The organism is Marinovum algicola (assembly GCF_900109145.1).
Lineage (GTDB): Bacteria > Pseudomonadota > Alphaproteobacteria > Rhodobacterales > Rhodobacteraceae > Marinovum > Marinovum algicola.
In genome coordinates this window covers 160,130-175,878 of the sequence record NZ_FNYY01000007.1, presented here as the reverse complement: position 1 = coordinate 175,878, position 15,749 = coordinate 160,130, and the positions used below count along the sequence as shown (strand labels likewise).

Sequence of the window (15,749 nt, the reverse complement as noted above, 5' to 3'; positions counted from 1 at the left end):
GGCGCGGCCCGGCGGCTAGTCGAGGATGCGCACCTCGAAGTTGACAAAGCCGCTGTCGCCCGGAGGCAGCATGCCGCTGCAATCCCATTGCAGCACCCCGGCATAGCCCGGCGCCGCGCTGGCCGGAACGACCAGCAGGCAATTGAGCTGCGACGCCACGGCCGAGGGCGAGGTCGGCGCCGCGCCGAGCACGGTATATGGCGGCGTCCGGTCGTGGATCGTCAGGTTCGAGACCGTCTCGCTCGAGGTGTTGTCGAGGTAGATGCGATAGGCCAGAACATCGCCCGGCGCGCCCGCATTCGTAGTGCCCTCGGCCGAGCCGAGCGTCAGGTTGCGCACGGTCTTGCGTAGCACCACGGCGGCCTCGCTCGAAGCAGCGATCCGGTCGGTGTTGCGGGTGACATGGCTGGCGCTGGTGCGGGCAAAGCCGGTGGTGGCGATCAGATCATAGGTCAGCGCCGATCCGGCGCCGACCCCGGCCCCGGCCGAGACCCGCACCACGAGGCACAGCTCGGCCCCGGGCGAGACGCCCACCGGCGCGGACAGCGGGCTGTCAGCGGCGCCGTCGCAATCGGTGTCGCGGAAGACCGCGATCGAATAGGCGCCGGCCGGGGTCTCGGTGGTCACATTGGTCGAAAAGGCAACCGTGGCTTCCGAGCTGGCGGTGTAGCGGTGCGGCAGCGCGATCACCTGGCCGGCCATGATCGCGGCAACCTGATCCTGGGTGAGCCGCGGCGTTTCGATCACGCCGAAATCGAGATCGGTGTAGTCGCTGCCTGGATCGGGGGTGAAGGTAAAGCGCCCGTCGTTCGGATCGGCATTGCTCAGCGCGGGCAGCCCGGCGGTGCGTTCGGAAATCGCGATCCGGCCTTCGGCGGCGATCAGCTCCAGCGTGACCGCCCCGGTGACGCTGCTGGGCAGGCTGGCGCTCCAGCTGCCATCGGAGCCGATCACCGGCGCGGCGATCTCGGTTCCGGCGCTGTCGATCAGGCGCAGGGTTCCGCCGCCGACGCCGGCTTCGGCGCCGTTGACCAGCGCGTCATGGGCGCTCCCGCCGCCGGCGCCGGTGTCGAGGAAGACCCGGCCCGCCAGGCGCCGCGTATCGACGATGCGGGCCAGCGCATAGGCGGCTTCGTCGTCGTCGACGCTGCCGTCGCCGAGGTCATCGACCAGATGGCCGACATCCGGATCGCTGTCGGGATCGGGCAGCGAACTGTAGACGATTTCCGTGCGGTTGGTGGTCTCGCCGGTGTCGCGCATCCGCACGGTCACGGTCAGCGTCTCGGAGGTGCCGGCGAGGATCTCGTCGACAAACCACAGCCCGGTGGCCGGGTCGTAGGTGTCGCCGGTGTTGGGCGCGCTGTCGGAGACGTATTCATAGCCGTCGGGGATCCGGTCGATCACCTTGACGCCCGAGGGCGAGCCCGGCCCGATGTTCTCGACGGTGATCACCCAGTCGATCAGGTCGCCCGGTGTGGCCGAACTGCGCGGCGTGGCCGTGCCGGAGGCGGCGGCGAACTTGGTGATCGAGAGGTCGGCCTCGGCGGCGTCAAATCCGAAGTCCTGATCTTCGGTCACGGCGTTGCCGTCCACCGCGACCGAAGTCAGCGGGTTCGAGGTGCCGATGGTGGCGCCGGGGCCGAGATCGGGGTCGGTCTCGTCCAGCAGGATACGGTAGGTGGTGTTGATCAGCAGGTCGCCGAACCCGTAGGTGCCATCGGGCAGTGTCTCGGTCACCGCGACTTGCAGATCGTCGCCGAAATTCGCCGGCGTGCCATTGTCGGCAAAGATCGTCAGGCCGATGCCGGCGCCGTAATTCGGCTCGCCCGCCTCCTTGATGTCCGAGGCGTCGCGATCCTCGAAGACATTGCCCGACACCGCGCCAAAGGGGATCGGCGCCGGACCGCGACAGGAGGCGCCATCGCTTCTGTCGCCTTCGTCGAAGGGCAGCGTCATGATCAACTGCGCCTCGCCGGTGACGGTGGAGATCAGATAAAGATTGTTGGTCGAGTTGGAATAGCCGTACAGCCGGCCGTCCCGATCGAACCAGAGGGAATCGAAAACACCGGAATAGATCGCGGGGCCGATCAGCTGCGGCGTGCGGGTGCCGGGCACCCCGCCGTTGACCGCGACACTGAACAGCCGGCGGCTGGAGCGGTCGATGCCGTAGACCAGTCCATCGATCGGGTTGTAGGCAAGATCATCCGGAAAGACATCGAAGCTGAGATCGATATCGCCAACCGCAGTGGCTGCGCCCGCACCGCTCAGGTCGACGATATGCCACCTGGCCTCGTCGACCTCATAGATCATCCGGCCGTTGGGCAGGATATCGCCCGCGTCCGCCGCGGTCCTGGCGCCCGAGATATTGCCGAGATCGGTGAACGTGCCGCCGCCGTCGACGCGGTAGAGCCTGCGCCGGCCCTGATCGACGCCATAGAAATAGCCGTCGAGCTCGTTGAACCCCCAGGGCCCGTCCCGGTTCGACCCGGTCGAGCCGACCGTCGTCGCCGTGACCGCATAGCTGCCGCCGGCATCCGAGAAGGCCAGCCGCGACAGGGTCGTCCGCCTGGTCGAGAAGGCATAGAGCGACGCGTCGCAGATGAAGGGCGGCGGATCGGACGAGATCGTCAGCCCGTAATCCTCGACCTCGCCGTCAAAGGCGGTCTCGGCGCCGGTCAGATCGGTGGACCAGCGGAACCGGGCATGGGTGGGCAGCGTGGTGGCCCCGGCGGGCACGGTGAATTCAAAGGTGATGGCGCCATTGACCGCCCCGTCCTTGTCGAGCGTGCCACCGTCCTGAAGATCGCTGGCCACCTGTTCGCCGGCAAATGTGCCGTCACCGTCGAAATCCACGAAGGCCTGAAGGTAGGCGGTGCCGGCGGCGGGCTCGGCCACATTCACCGTCACTTCAGTCAGACCGCCGGCGTAGAGCTGCGGCAGGGTCACGCCGTCCTCGTCGTCACTGCCGTCAAGATCGTCACCGGTGGCGCCTGCGCCCGCCTGCGACACCAGGTCGACATCCGGCGGCACGCTGCCCAGATAGATGGTCGGCGCACCCGGCCCTTCGACGACATGCTGCGGATCGCCATAGCTGGCCGGCGCATCGCCCCGGTCGGCATCGGGCGGGGTCTTGAGCGTGATCGCATGGTCCTCGACCTCGCCATCGGCGGCTGCGGCAATGGCATTCAGGCCGGCCACGCTCGACCAGCGCAGCCGCGCGAAGGTCGGGACCAGCGGCGCCGTGGGCGGCACTGCGACGGCAAAGCTGATCTGGCCATTGACCGCCCCGTCAAGATCCTGCGGCCCGCCATCGCGCAGATCGGTGCCAACCTGATCGCCGGGCGTCAGAAAGCTGCCATCGGCGCCGAAATCGACAAAGACCTGCAAGCGGCCGGTGCCCGGCGCGGGCTCGCTCACCGGGATGGTGACGGTCCGCGTCAGGCCGCCATAGAGCTGCGGCAGCATGGTTTCGTCTTCGTCGTCATTGCCGTCGAGATCGTCGCCGCTGGCATCGGCGCTGTGCTGGGCGCTGCTGTCGCCGTCGCCGTTGACCGCGCCGATGCGGTATTGCGCGGTGTCGGCATGCTGCGGATCGCCGTAACTCAGCGGCGCATCGCCCCGGTCCGGGCCAGAGCCGGCATAGATTGTCGTCGGATCGTCCCGGCCCGCCCCGGGGCCGTTCCGGGCCTCGCCATCGCCATCCGACGGGTTCTCGGAGTCCGACAGGTCCGAGACCTCGGTGCCGCCCGGCGTGGTGGCGGTGGCGCGGGCCTGATTGCTGATCGTGGTGTCGAGGTCTTCGGGCACCAGGGTGTAGGTCGCCGTATAGACCGCACGCTCGCCGGGTTCGAGCGTGCCTTCCGGCGACAATCCGGTCGCCGCCTGGAACTGCATCACCGGCGTGGCGCCCTTGCCGCTGAACTGGGTCTCGGCCAGGGTGACATTGGTCAGAGTGACATTGCCGAAATTCTCGGCGGTGAAGACATAGGCGATGGTCTCGCCCGGATCGGCATAGCCATTGACGTTGGTGTCGACCAGCGTCGCGGTCTTGAGCAGACCGAGCGCGCCGATGTCGATGGACACCCGGGCCGGGGCCGAATAGGCCACGCCGGTGGTGTTCTCGGGGCGCTGAAAGCGATAGTCGATCGGCGTCGGCACACCGAAGAAGGCGGCAAAGGGGGTGAAGGTCAGCTCGCCGGTGTCGTCGTCGTAGCTCCAGGTGCCTTCTCCGACGACGTCAAAACCGACCAGATGGCCGGAACTGTCGGTCACCTGGTTGATCGCCCCGGTCGGCGCGATCAGATCCACCGCCTGGGTGCCATAGGTGCTCGGCAAGCGGGACGCGTTGGCCGGGCCATTGTTGTTTTCGGTCGACACGGTGTCGTTGAAGAGGATGTTGAGCGTCACCGGCTGGCCCAACACCTGTTCCTTGAGGTCATCGACCAGCGTGATGGTGCGGAAATCGCCGCATTTCAGATCGAAGGTATCGGCCTCGTCATAGGTCGGGTTGGCGAGGCGCACCAGAAACCGGCTGTTGGCGGTGCGCCCGAAACGGAACACCGAGGTCTGCGGGTAATAGATCTCGAGGCCCGAGACCGGCTGATTGCTGTAATTCCGGTCGCCCGACAGGACGAAGATTTCGGTGCCCACCGGCGCCGGCCCGGCCACGAAGGAGCGGCGGGTGGTGGCGTTGCGGTCGATGCGGACGTATTCCACCTGGCCCGAACACAATTCGACATAGACCTGTTCGTTGGACGGCCCGTCGATATCGTTGATCTGGATATGCACGTCGGCGATGACCGGAACGCCGCCGCTGTCGCTGGCAAGATCATAGGTGCCGGCGCTGTAGATGTACATGTCGAGGTAATGCACGTCCTGCGCGGCCGAGGTGATCTGGATCTGGCCATTGCCGGTGGTCAGACTGTGATCGAGCGCCGCGTCGGTCATCACGCCGACGATGTCCACCGTCGCGCCGCCGACCGTGCCGGCATTGCGCCACACCGCGCGCTTGCCGGCTCCGGCGCCGGTCACCTGCGGCGCCCCCACCGGCTGAAGGATGAGCTCCTGCGCCGCCGCGACAAGCGCGGTGGTCAGCAGGAGCAAGAAGGAAACAAGGACACTTTTTACCGCCCGTGCATACGGTATCGCCAAACATACATTCATTAATTTCACCGCAGCCCGAAGAGACACATGGACAAGGCATATGTCGCACGAAAGACCGGACAGGCGCCATTGATCGCCCGGGTAGCCGGGCCGCGCATCCGGTGTGCGCCCCTATCCTTTCGAGGTAGACCGCGCCTGTCGACTCAACCGTGGAAGATCACCCGCCGAGCTGTTCCAGCAGCCAGCTTCGAAAGGCCGTGGCGGCGGCACGATGTTCTTTGATCGAGAGGAAATACCCCTCCTGACAGGGGATCGAGCCCGGATGCGCGCGCTGTACCAGCCCGGTCATGACCGCATGCTGCGCCAGAAGCTCGCTCACCAGCGCCACCCCGTTGCCATGTGCGGCGAGTTGCAGGGCCATTCCATAGGTATCGGCATAGAGCGTCGGATGCAGCGCGCCGCCGCCCTGTATCTCGGCCCAGGCGCGCCAGCCGCTCGACGTGCCCACCGCCTCGATCAGCGGCAGATCGGCGAGCGCCCCGGACAGACCTGGCGATTTCAGCGCCACAAGCCGGTTTGGCAGCAACAGTTCGGCATCGCTGCCCACCTGTTTGAGAGACCCGAAACGGATTTCCACATCGGCACGGGCGGATTGGAAATCATCGGGCCAGATCGCGCTCAGGAACCGCGCCCGGATCTCGGGGTGACGGGCGGTGAAATCCGGCAGATGCGGCGCGATCACCCATTGCGCCACGCTGACCGAGGTGGCGACGGTCAGCAGATCGGTCCCCGGCCCGGCTTCGAACCGGGCGGTGGCCGCGGCCAGCGCCTCGAGCGGCGCGCCGACCTCGGGCAGAAGCCGCCTTCCGTGATCTGTCAGCGCCAGCCCGCGCGGCTGCCGCACGAACAACGGCACCCGAAGACGCATCTCGAGCGATTTGACCTGCTGGCTGACCGCCGATTGGGTCATGCCGATCTCTTCCGCCGCGGCGGTAAAGCTCAGATGCCGCGCCGCCGCCTCGAACGAGCGGAACCAGGTCAGGGGAGGAAGTGATTTGGCCATGAGGTCAACTTAGCCATAAGTCTTGCTAATGGCTAAGGGGGGAAATCCTTCGTTTGTGAAAAAAGCAACGGGTTTCTAGCGTTTGGTCACACGAACAGGAGTGACCATGCGCCCCGAAATCCGCAAAATCGTAACCTATGCCGAAGACGTTCTGATCGAGGGGTTTCGCCCGGCCGACCCACCTTGGCGCATGTTCGCCGTGGCCGCCGTGGTCAGCAACCCCTGGGCGGGCCGTTTCGTCGAGAACCTGAAGCCCGAGATCCAGGCCTATGGCCCGGTTCTGGGCGCTCTGCTGACCGAGCGGATGATCCGCCTTGCCGGAAGCGGCGCGGCGATCGAGGCCTATGGCAAGGCGGCGGTGGTGGGCCTTGACGGCGAGATCGAACATGCCTCCGGGCTGATCCACACGCTGCGGTTCGGCAATCACTACCGCGAGGCGGTGGCCGCGAAATCCTACCTCGCATTCACCAACACCCGTGGCCCGGCCAATGCGCCGATCATGGTGCCGCTGATGGACAAGGACGATGCCGGCCGCCGCTCGCATTATCTGACGCTCCAGTTCGCCATTCCCGACGCGCCGCGCGCCGATGAGATCGTCGTCGTGCTGGGCGCCGCCACCGGCGGCCGGCCGCATCACCGCATTGGCGACCGCTACCAAGACCTTAAGGACCTGGGCCATGACCTGGACAACCCGGCCGCGGTCTGAGATCGGCGGGCTGGCCGCGATCCGCTGCGGCGAGGGCCCGCCGGTTTTGCTCCTGCATGGTGTCGGCCTGCGCGCCGAGGCCTGGAACCGGCAGATCGACGCCTTGGCCCGCCGCTACCGGGTGACCGCGCCCGACCTGCCGGGCCATGGCGAAAGCCCCCGGCCGGCCGCGCCGATGGCGCTGGCCGACTACACCGAGGCGGCCTTGGCCGTTCTGGCCGAACCGGCGCTGATCGTCGGTCATTCGATGGGGGCGATGATCGCGCTCAACATGGCCGTGCGTCATCCCGAAATGGTCCGCGGCGTGGCGGCGCTGAACGCGGTGTTCGAACGTGATGCTGCGGCCGCCGCAGCGGTCGAGGCCCGCGCCGCCAGCCTCGACGGCGAACGCGCGGCCGATCCCGGGCCGACGCTGGCGCGCTGGTTCGGTCCGGACGAGACGCCAGAGCGCCACGCCTGCGGCGACTGGCTGCGCGCCGTCGATCCGGCAGGTTACAGGATGGCCTATGCTGCCTTTGCCCGCGCCCAGGGCCCGGCCCGCGAAGCCCTGGCCCGCCTGCCCTGCCCGGTGCTCTTCATGACCGGCGCGCTGGAGCCCAACTCCACCCCGCAGATGTCGGACACCATGGCCCGCCTGGCGCCACGGGGCCGCGTGCGGATCGCCGCGGGCGCCGCTCACATGATGCCGATGACCCATGCCGGAGACGTCAATGCCGCGCTCATCGACTTGGCCACGGAGGTTCTGCCATGACCGCCCTCGACCCGCGTGCGCTGCGCCGCGCCTTCGGTAGTTTCATGACCGGCGTCACCGTCGTCACCAGCCGCACGGACGACGGCCGGCCGCTGGGCTTTACCGCCAATTCCTTCACCTCCGTCTCGCTCGATCCGCCGCTTCTGCTGGTCTGTCCGGGCAAGTTCCTTTCGACCCATGACCGTTTTGCCGCCAGCACGGGGTTTGCCGTCAATATCCTCGCCGAAGGCCAGCAGGAGGTTTCCAATACCTTTGCCAGCTTCAAGGGCGACCGCTTTGCCCGTGTGCCGCACCGCAGCGACGCTCGGGGCAATCCGCTGATCGAGGGCGCGCTGGCGCAGTTTTCCTGCTCCACGGAACGGGTGCTCGACGCCGGCGACCACAGCATCCTGATTGGCCAGGTGCAGGATTTCGCCTGTGCCGAAGGGCGCGGGCTGGGCTATGCTGGCGGCCAGTATTTCAGCCTCGGGCTGGAACGCGCGGCGCTGGAGCGCCGCCCCGGTGCCACGATCTGCGGCGCGATCCTCGAACGCGGCGACCGTGTCCTGCTGGAGCGCACGCCGCACGGCCACCGCCCGCCACAGGTCGCGCTGCCCGACCGGGGCCGGCTGCGGCACGACCTGTCGCAGGACCTGGCCGGACGGGGGCTGCCGGCCCGGTTGCACGCCGCCTATTCCGTCTTTGACGTGGCGGACACCCGTTTCACCTATCTGCGCGCCACCACCGAGGCCACGCCCGCCGGCGACATCGAGGCCATCGCCACCGCCGCGCTGCCGCATCTGACCTACACCGCCCCGCCCATCGCCGACATGATGGCGCGTTTCGCGCGCGAGGCCGGCAGCCGCAGCTTTGGCTTCTACCTCGGCGATGGCCAGCGCGGCGATGTTCACACCCCGTCTGAAAGGACCTGACCCATGGAGTTCTCGCTCTTCGTGCATATGGAACGGCTCACGCCCGACCAGCCGCAGGCCCGGCTGAACGATGAATTCATCGAACTTTGCAAGATGGCCGATGCCGCCGGCATGCGCGCCATCTGGACCGGCGAGCATCACGGCATGGAATTCACCATTGCGCCCAACCCTCTGACGACGCTGGTCAACCTCGCCCATCACACGAAACGGGTCCGGCTTGGCACCGGCACGGTGATCGCGCCGTTCTGGCATCCGATCAAACTCGCCGGAGAAGCCGCCGCCGCCGATCTGATGACCGGTGGACGGATCGAGCTTGGCGTAGCGCGTGGGGCCTATGCCTATGAATACGAGCGTCTGATGCCCGGCATGGACGCCTGGGAAGCCGGCCAGCGAATGCGCGAGATGACGCCGCTTCTGCCTCGGCTCTGGGCCGGGGACTGCGCCCATGACGGCCAGTATTTCGCCTTTCCCGCCACCACCTCGGCGCCGAAACCGGCACAGCCCGGCGGCCCGCCGATCTGGATTGCCGCACGTGACCCCAACAGCCATGAATTCGGCGTGCACAACGGGTTCAACATCCAGGTCACCCCGCTCTGGCAGGGAATGCGCGAGATCGAAACCCTGATGTCCCGGTTTGACGCCGCCTGCGCCAGCCACGAGGGCGCGCGACCGAAAATAATGCTGCTGCACCACACCTATGTCGGAGCCGACGGCGACGACGTGGCGCAGGCCGCGAAGGATCTGTCGCGCTTCTACTGTTATTTCGGGGCTTGGTTCCAGAACAAGCGACCGGTGGAACAAGGGCTGATCGCGCCGCTTTCGGCGGCGGAAATCGCCGGCAATGCGATGATGGCGCCGGAAAACCTTGCGCGCGATCTGACCATCGGCACCGCGCCGGAGGTGACGCGGCGGATCAAGGCCTACGAGGCCCTGGGCTACGATGAATTCGCCTTCTGGATCGACAGCGGCATGAGCTTCGAGCGCAAGCGCTCCTCGCTCGCGCGGTTCATCGACGAAGTCATGCCGGCCTTTCAATGAGGGATCAGATGACCGACACTCCGCATTACCAGCTTTTCATCGACGGCCAATGGACCGAGGGCGCGGATGGCCAGACCATGAGCACGCTAAACCCCGCGACCGGTGAGGAATGGGCGACCTTCGCCTGCGCCGCGCCCGCGGACATCGACCGCGCCGTGACTGCCGCCCGCCGCGCGCTGTCCGATCCGGCCTGGCGTGACCTCAGCCAGACCGCGCGCGGCAAGCTGCTCCATCGCCTCGCCGATCTGATCGAACAACACGCCGCCGGGATCGGCCGGATCGAGACCACGGACAGTGGCAAGCTCCTGGCCGAAACCGCCAGCCAGACCGCCTATGTGGGCGATTATTATCGCTATTACGCCGGCCTCGCCGACAAGATCGAAGGCGCGGTGCTGCCGATCGACAAACCCGACATGCATGTCTTTACCCGCCGCGAGCCGATTGGTGTGGTTGTGGCGATCGTACCCTGGAATGCGCAGATGTTCCTGACCGCCACCAAGCTCGGCCCGGCCCTGGCGGCGGGCTGTGCGGTGGTTCTGAAAGCCTCCGAGGTGGCCCCCGCCCCGATGCTCGAGTTTGCCCGGCTGATCGAGGAGGCGGGATTTCCGCCCGGCGTCGTCTCGGTGCTGACCGGTGACGCCGAGGCCTGTGCCATTCCGCTCACCCGTCACCCCGGGGTCGACCGGATCGCCTTTACCGGCGGGCCCGAGACGGCGCGCCATGTGGTGCGCAATTCGGCCGAAAGCTTCGCGGTGACGACGCTGGAACTCGGCGGAAAATCCCCGATCCTGGTGTTCGAGGATGCCGATCTCGAAGGTGCGGCCAACGGGCTGATTGCGGGCAATTTCGGCGCCTCCGGGCAGAGCTGTGTCGCCGGTTCGCGCGGGCTGGTGCATCGCCCGGTCTTCGACGCGCTTGTCGCCCGGATCGAGGAAAAGATGGCCGGGGTCACCATTGGCGACCCGCTGGAGGCGCAGACGCAGATCGGCCCGCTCTGCACCGCGGCGCAGATCGCGAAGATCGAGGCCACGCTGGCCGCCGCCACGGCCCAGGGCGCGACGATCCGCTTTGGCGGCGCGCCGCTCGCGCGTCCCGGCAACTACATGCCCCCGACGCTGGTGGAATGCGCCGGCCCCGACACCGCGACATTGCATGTCGAGATGTTCGGCCCGGTGATGTCGCTGCTGCCGTTCGACAGCGAGGAAGAGGCAATCGCCCTGGCCAATGACACGCCGTTCGGCCTCGGCTCGGGCGTCTTTACCGAAAACCTCGCCCGCGCGCACCGGGTCTCGGCGCGGCTCAAGGCGGGGATATGCTGGGTGAACACCTACCGCGCGGTGTCGCCGATCGCGCCGTTTGGCGGCTATGGCCAGTCCGGCTACGGGCGCGAGGCCGGGATCGAGGCGATCCAGGACTACACCCGTACCAAGACCACCTGGATCAGCACCTCGGACCGGCCGATGGCCAATCCCTTCGTGATGCGCTGATCCGGTCCGGCGCTCATCCCATGCGCTCGGAGGCGTAGGAGCCCGGCGAGGCCGGAAAGACCACCGTCTTGTTGCCGTTGAGAAAGACCCGGCGGTGAATATGCGCGTGGATCGCCCGGGCCAGCACCTGGCTTTCGACGTCGCGCCCGAGCGAGACGTAATCCTCGGGCGATTGGGCGTGGGTGACGCGCACGATGTCCTGTTCGATGATCGGCCCCTCGTCGAGATCGGCGGTGACGTAATGCGAGGTCGCGCCGATCAGCTTGACGCCGCGCTGAAACGCCTGCTTGTAGGGGTTCGCACCCTTGAACGACGGCAGGAACGAGTGGTGGATGTTGATGATCCGGCCCGACATCTTCTGGCACATCTCGTCCGACAGGATCTGCATGTAGCGCGCCAGCACCACCAGTTCGGCGCCGGTCTCTTCCACCACCTGCATGATCGCCGCCTCGGCCTGCGGCTTGTTTTCCTTGGTCACCCGGATGCAGTGGAACGGGATGTCGTGGTTCACCACCACCTTCTGATAGTCCATGTGGTTCGAGATCACCGCCACGATGTCGATCGGCAGCGCACCGATGCGCCAGCGATAAAGCAGATCGTTCAGGCAATGGCCGAAGCGCGAGACCATGATGATGACCTTCATCTTCTCGGCCTCGTCATGGAAATCCCAGGTCATGTCGAACTCGGCCGCGGTGTCGACAAAGCCGGCGCGCAGGGTCGCCAGGTCGACGCCGTCTTCGCTGGTGAAGCTGATACGCATGAAGAAATTGCCGGTCTCCATGTCGTCGAACTGGGCGCTGTCGGTGATGTTGCAGCCGTTCCCGACCATGTATCCGGCGATGGCGGCGACGATGCCGCGGGTCGAACGGCAGGCAACGGTGAGGGCATATTTGCTCATTGGGGGCTCCGGGCGAATTTGTCTGTCAGGGGATCAGGCGGTCAGGCCGTCGGGTTCGGGCAGACCGTGGCTGCGGCAACAGGCGGTCAGCGTATTGGCCAGCAGGCAGGCGATGGTCATCGGCCCCACTCCGCCGGGCACCGGGGTGATGGCGCCGGCCACGGCGGCGGCCGAGGCGAAATCCACGTCGCCCACGAGCCGGGTCTTGCCTTCGCCCTTTTCCGGCGCGTCGATGCGGTTGATGCCGACGTCGATCACCGTGGCGCCGGGCTTGACCCAATCACCGGTCACCATCTGCGGCCGGCCCACGGCGGCCACCAGGATATCGGCCTGGCGGCAGAGCGCCTCGATATCGCGGGTGCGGGAATGGGCGAGCGTCACTGTGCAACTGTCGCGCAGCAGAAGCTGTGCCATCGGTTTGCCGACGATGTTCGACCGGCCGACCACCACGGCATTCAGCCCCGACAGGTTGCCATGCGCCTCGCGCAGCATCATCAGGCAGCCCAGCGGCGTGCAGGGCACCATTGCCTTCTGCCCGGTGGCCAGCAGGCCGACATTCGAGATGTGAAAGCCGTCAACGTCCTTTTCGGGTGCGATGGCGTTGATCACCAGATCCTCGTTCAGATGATCGGGCAGCGGCAGCTGCACCAGGATGCCATGCACCGCCGGATCGGCGTTCAGCTGCGCGATCAGCGCCAGAAGCTCTGCCTCGGAGGTGCGGGCGTCAAGCTTGTGCTCGAAGGAGGCCATGCCGCATTCGACGGTCTGCTTGCCCTTGTTGCGTACATAGACTTCGCTGGCCGGATCTTCGCCCACCAGCACCACCGCCAGCCCGGGCGTGAGCCCGTGGTCCTCGCTGAGCCGGGTCACCTGCCCTGCTACCTGTCCCCGCACTTTGGCCGCAAAGGCCTTGCCATCGATGATCCGGGCCGTCATATCCGCTCTCCTGCACTCGCTCTGGCCGCGGCGTTCCTGCGCAAACGGCCCTGAGGTGGATCACGACCACGCCCGGAGCGCGGACGCCAGCCCGAATTGCCGCCCGGTCAGACGGAAATGACCGCAGAGAGGCGGCAGGCTTTTCCAATAGCAGCTTGGCGGTTCCTTTAGTGGTCACCTGCCCCGATCCGGCCCCCGGCACATGCGCCGCGACGGCCCGGAAAAGTGCGCCCCGGCGCCGGGATCAGCGCAGCGCCGTCAGCCAGCCGAGGCTGTCCTCGGTCGCGCCGGCGGGCTTGTATTCGGCGCCAAGCGGCATGGGAAAGCCAAGCCTCTCGATCACCTGAAAGACATGGGCGTAATTGACCTCGCCATGATCGGGCGCGCCGCGATCGGGCACCGAGGCAAACTGGATATGACCGATCTGCGCTTGCAGCGCCTCGAGCCTGCGGCTCAGATCGCCCTCCATCAACTGTACATGATAACAATCGAACATCAGTTTCAGGTTCGGCGCCCCGACGGCGCGGATCACCTCATCCGCCTGCACCGTGGTGGTCAGGAAATAGCCCGGCGCGTCATAGCGATTGAGCGGCTCGATCAGGATCGTGATCCCGGCGTCGGCCGCCTCCTGGCAGGCATAGGCCAGGTTGTCGACAAAGGCGCGCTGCGCCGCCGGGCCGGCGGCAAAACCGGCCATCACATGCAGGTTCCGCGCGCCGATTTCGCTGGCATAAGTCAGCGCCTCGTCAATCGCGGCACGCGCCTCGGGTTCGCGCCCGGGCAGCGCCGACAGCCCGTTGTCGCCCGCCGCCAGGTCGCCCCGCGCGGTGTTGAGGCCCAACATCTCCAGCCCGGTCTCGCGCAGCGCGGCGCGCACCTCCTGGGCCGGCGTGTCATAGGGCCAGTGGCATTCGACGGCATCGAACCCCGCCGATTTGGCCGCCCGGATCGCCTCTGGCAAAGGCCTGTCGGCCCAGAGAAACCCGAGATTTGCCGAAAATTTCATGTGTTCCACTCCCTGTCAGCCCTGCGCGCCGGCACCTTCCGACCCCTCCGGCACGCCGGGCAGTCAGACTGGAAACAGCTTTACCCGCCCCGGCGGCCCGATGCCAGCGCGGAGGCGGATGATCGCGCGTGAGACGTGCGCCCGGCCAGGCGGGATCGCCGAACGGGCCCCGGTTCACAAGATGTTGCTCACGCCCGAAAGTTCTGCCACCTTTCGGGCGAAGGCAGTCCAGCGTCGTAAGTATGCCCAAATGAACGAAAAACTTACCCATCACGAGATTTATGATGCGGCCCTTGACAACGAACTCTTCGAGACACTGCCCCGGCAATTGGCCCGCGACATGGATGTGCCGTCGGCGATGTTCTTCTGGCTGCATCCCGGTGACCTTCAGGAAGTAAGCGCCGGGACGCAGCCCGAAACCAATGACGACTACGCCGAGTTCATGCGCCGCGATCCGTGGATGGCCCAGGTCAATGATGAAAGGATCGGCACGGGCGCCTTTCGGCTGACCCAGTTCGTAAGCCCCGAGACGTTTCAGAAAAGCCTGATGTACAACGAGTTCATCGTGAAGAATCGCCTCGAGCGCTTCTGGTGTCTCGGGCTGGTGCAAGACACCCGGGACGGGCGGGTGGTCACGGCCTTTCACAAGGGCAAGCACGCCGGCGATTTTTCCGACGATGAGATGGCGCTGCTCAATCGGCGCCAGTCCGACCTCGGTCGGATGCACGCAATCAGGCGGGAGCTGATCAGAAACCGGGTTCGCGACATCGCGGCCGCGGACGGTTCCCTGAACGGCGAAGTTCCGATGTTCGAGCTGGACCATGAGGGCCGCTTGCTTCGCCTGAACGGACTGGCGGATTTCCTGCTGCGGCAACACCCGAATTTCATCTTTCGCAACGATCAGGTCGTGACGCTGAGCGGTCCGATGGCCGCGCAGTTCCAGGCCGGTGTCGGACTTGCCACGGATGCCACATACGGCCGGGCGAACACATTGGACCTGCCCCAGGTTCGCGGTGCCGACGGACGAATTTTGCCCGGGATGCGGGTGAATTTCTTGCCTCAAACCAACGGCGGGCGACATGTCCTTGTCATCGCGACAACCGAGGAACTGCCAGCCCTGAAAGCCGCGGCCTACGCTCCCGAGGAAAAGGCCGTCTTGACCGCCCGCGAAGCGGAAGTCCTGCGCGGCCTGATGAAAGGTCAGCGGCGTGATCAGCTCGCTTTCGACCTCGATATCTCTGTTGCCACCGTCGACCTGCACAGCAGCAACGTTCGGCGCAAGCTCGGGGCGCGGACAATGCTCGAGGCTGTTGCCCGGGCCCTGAAAGGCGGTCTTTTGTAACCGAACCGGTGGCAAGATCGCCCGCGCGCCCTGATGCCCGGATTGATCAAAGCTCTTTTTCCGGTTTCGTCCCTCTGCCGGCTATCCGCGCAACCCAGTCTGTTCGGCGGGAACGGAGGCAGTGCGATTGGGGAAAAGGTGTTCTTGGTCGCAAAGGGGGGAAGATGGTGGGTGATAAGAGATTTGAACTCCTGACATCTTCGATGTGAACGAAGCGCTCTACCACTGAGCTAATCACCCGGTAGCGCGTCTATTAACGCCCCTTTTCGGGCCGTGCAAGGGGGGATCGGGAGAAAATTCCGCACCGCCAATCCCGCGCCCCTGCCCCTGTCTGCCCGGCCCGATCGCCGGTGCGTGAGATCCCCGCCGGACCGGCGAAGGCGTGACCGGTTGCACCGGCGGCGCCCACCTCGGGCGGCGTAGGGAAAGGCGGTCTGCAAAGATGAAGGCATCATTGATCGCAGTCACTTGCGCGGCGCGCGTTGCCAACGCGGCGCGGGCCGGCAGC

Annotated in this window: 11 protein-coding genes and 1 tRNA gene; 6 read left to right on the top strand and 6 right to left on the bottom strand. The window is 66.4% G+C overall.

Annotated features, from left to right (window positions below):
- Window positions 1-15: 15 nt before the first annotated feature.
- Together BMW90_RS11995 and BMW90_RS11990 are read right to left on the bottom strand one after the other, a co-directional pair.
- Window positions 16-5,103: a DUF7507 domain-containing protein gene (locus BMW90_RS11995; protein ID WP_074836753.1), complete on the bottom strand. Its 5,088-nt coding sequence runs from the start codon at window positions 5,101-5,103 to the stop codon at window positions 16-18.
- A 217-nt stretch (window positions 5,104-5,320) separates the two neighbouring features.
- Window positions 5,321-6,166 carry a LysR family transcriptional regulator gene (locus tag BMW90_RS11990; RefSeq protein ID WP_074836751.1) on the bottom strand — a complete coding sequence of 282 codons (846 nt, stop codon included), beginning with the start codon at window positions 6,164-6,166 and terminating at the stop codon, window positions 5,321-5,323.
- A 106-nt stretch (window positions 6,167-6,272) separates the two neighbouring features.
- On the opposite strand from BMW90_RS11990, the gene BMW90_RS11985 reads away from it, so the two are divergent.
- Genes BMW90_RS11985 through BMW90_RS11965 form a run of 5 tightly spaced genes read left to right on the top strand, consistent with a single transcriptional unit; the run spans window position 6,273 to window position 11,059 of the window.
- Window positions 6,273-6,872, top strand: a complete 600-nt coding sequence (locus BMW90_RS11985) for an amino acid synthesis family protein (protein ID WP_048531982.1) — start codon at window positions 6,273-6,275, stop codon at window positions 6,870-6,872.
- Complete coding sequence (locus BMW90_RS11980; protein ID WP_074836749.1) at window positions 6,844-7,623, top strand: alpha/beta fold hydrolase; 780 nt, start codon at window positions 6,844-6,846, stop codon at window positions 7,621-7,623. The genes BMW90_RS11985 and BMW90_RS11980 overlap by 29 nt, the downstream gene beginning before the upstream one ends.
- Window positions 7,620-8,534, top strand: coding sequence for a flavin reductase family protein (locus BMW90_RS11975; RefSeq protein ID WP_074836748.1), 915 nt, complete (start codon window positions 7,620-7,622; stop codon window positions 8,532-8,534). The genes BMW90_RS11980 and BMW90_RS11975 overlap by 4 nt, the downstream gene beginning before the upstream one ends.
- 3 nt (window positions 8,535-8,537) lie before the next feature.
- Complete coding sequence (locus tag BMW90_RS11970) at window positions 8,538-9,572, top strand: LLM class flavin-dependent oxidoreductase (RefSeq protein ID WP_074836746.1); 1,035 nt, start codon at window positions 8,538-8,540, stop codon at window positions 9,570-9,572.
- A gap of 8 nt (window positions 9,573-9,580) precedes the next feature.
- Window positions 9,581-11,059, top strand: coding sequence for an aldehyde dehydrogenase (locus tag BMW90_RS11965; RefSeq protein ID WP_074836744.1), 1,479 nt, complete (start codon window positions 9,581-9,583; stop codon window positions 11,057-11,059).
- Window positions 11,060-11,072: 13 nt separating this feature from the next.
- Here the strand turns inward: BMW90_RS11965 and purU are convergent, their stop codons facing one another.
- The 3 genes from purU to BMW90_RS11950 form a co-directional block, all read right to left on the bottom strand.
- A complete protein-coding gene (gene purU / locus BMW90_RS11960) occupies window positions 11,073-11,957 on the bottom strand; it encodes a formyltetrahydrofolate deformylase (RefSeq protein WP_074836742.1) in 885 nt (294 codons plus the stop codon).
- 33 nt (window positions 11,958-11,990) lie between these two features.
- On the bottom strand, window positions 11,991-12,893 hold the full coding sequence (gene folD, locus BMW90_RS11955) for a bifunctional methylenetetrahydrofolate dehydrogenase/methenyltetrahydrofolate cyclohydrolase FolD (RefSeq protein ID WP_074836740.1): 903 nt from the start codon (window positions 12,891-12,893) through the stop codon (window positions 11,991-11,993).
- A gap of 244 nt (window positions 12,894-13,137) precedes the next feature.
- Window positions 13,138-13,899 carry a hydroxypyruvate isomerase family protein gene (locus BMW90_RS11950; RefSeq protein WP_074836739.1) on the bottom strand — a complete coding sequence of 254 codons (762 nt, stop codon included), beginning with the start codon at window positions 13,897-13,899 and terminating at the stop codon, window positions 13,138-13,140.
- Window positions 13,900-14,149: 250 nt separating this feature from the next.
- On the opposite strand from BMW90_RS11950, the gene BMW90_RS11945 reads away from it, so the two are divergent.
- The gene (locus BMW90_RS11945; protein WP_074836737.1) at window positions 14,150-15,241 is read left to right on the top strand and encodes a helix-turn-helix transcriptional regulator; all 1,092 of its coding nucleotides are present in this window, start codon (window positions 14,150-14,152) and stop codon (window positions 15,239-15,241) included.
- A gap of 165 nt (window positions 15,242-15,406) precedes the next feature.
- On the opposite strand, the gene BMW90_RS11940 is transcribed toward BMW90_RS11945, so the two are convergent.
- A tRNA-Val gene (locus BMW90_RS11940) sits at window positions 15,407-15,481 on the bottom strand.
- Window positions 15,482-15,749: the final 268 nt, after the last annotated feature.

Bases quoted from the DNA above. Each gene is read 5' to 3' on its own strand.
- BMW90_RS11980 (WP_074836749.1), top strand. From the start codon at position 6,844: ATGACCTGGACAACCCGGCCGCGGTCTGAGATCGGCGGGCTGGCCGCG.
- BMW90_RS11990 (WP_074836751.1), bottom strand. From the start codon at position 6,166: ATGGCCAAATCACTTCCTCCCCTGACCTGGTTCCGCTCGTTCGAGGCG.
- purU (WP_074836742.1), bottom strand. From the start codon at position 11,957: ATGAGCAAATATGCCCTCACCGTTGCCTGCCGTTCGACCCGCGGCATC.
- BMW90_RS11975 (WP_074836748.1), top strand. From the start codon at position 7,620: ATGACCGCCCTCGACCCGCGTGCGCTGCGCCGCGCCTTCGGTAGTTTC.
- BMW90_RS11950 (WP_074836739.1), bottom strand. From the start codon at position 13,899: ATGAAATTTTCGGCAAATCTCGGGTTTCTCTGGGCCGACAGGCCTTTG.
- folD (WP_074836740.1), bottom strand. From the start codon at position 12,893: ATGACGGCCCGGATCATCGATGGCAAGGCCTTTGCGGCCAAAGTGCGG.
- BMW90_RS11970 (WP_074836746.1), top strand. From the start codon at position 8,538: ATGGAGTTCTCGCTCTTCGTGCATATGGAACGGCTCACGCCCGACCAG.
- BMW90_RS11985 (WP_048531982.1), top strand. From the start codon at position 6,273: ATGCGCCCCGAAATCCGCAAAATCGTAACCTATGCCGAAGACGTTCTG.
- BMW90_RS11945 (WP_074836737.1), top strand. From the start codon at position 14,150: ATGAACGAAAAACTTACCCATCACGAGATTTATGATGCGGCCCTTGAC.
- BMW90_RS11965 (WP_074836744.1), top strand. From the start codon at position 9,581: ATGACCGACACTCCGCATTACCAGCTTTTCATCGACGGCCAATGGACC.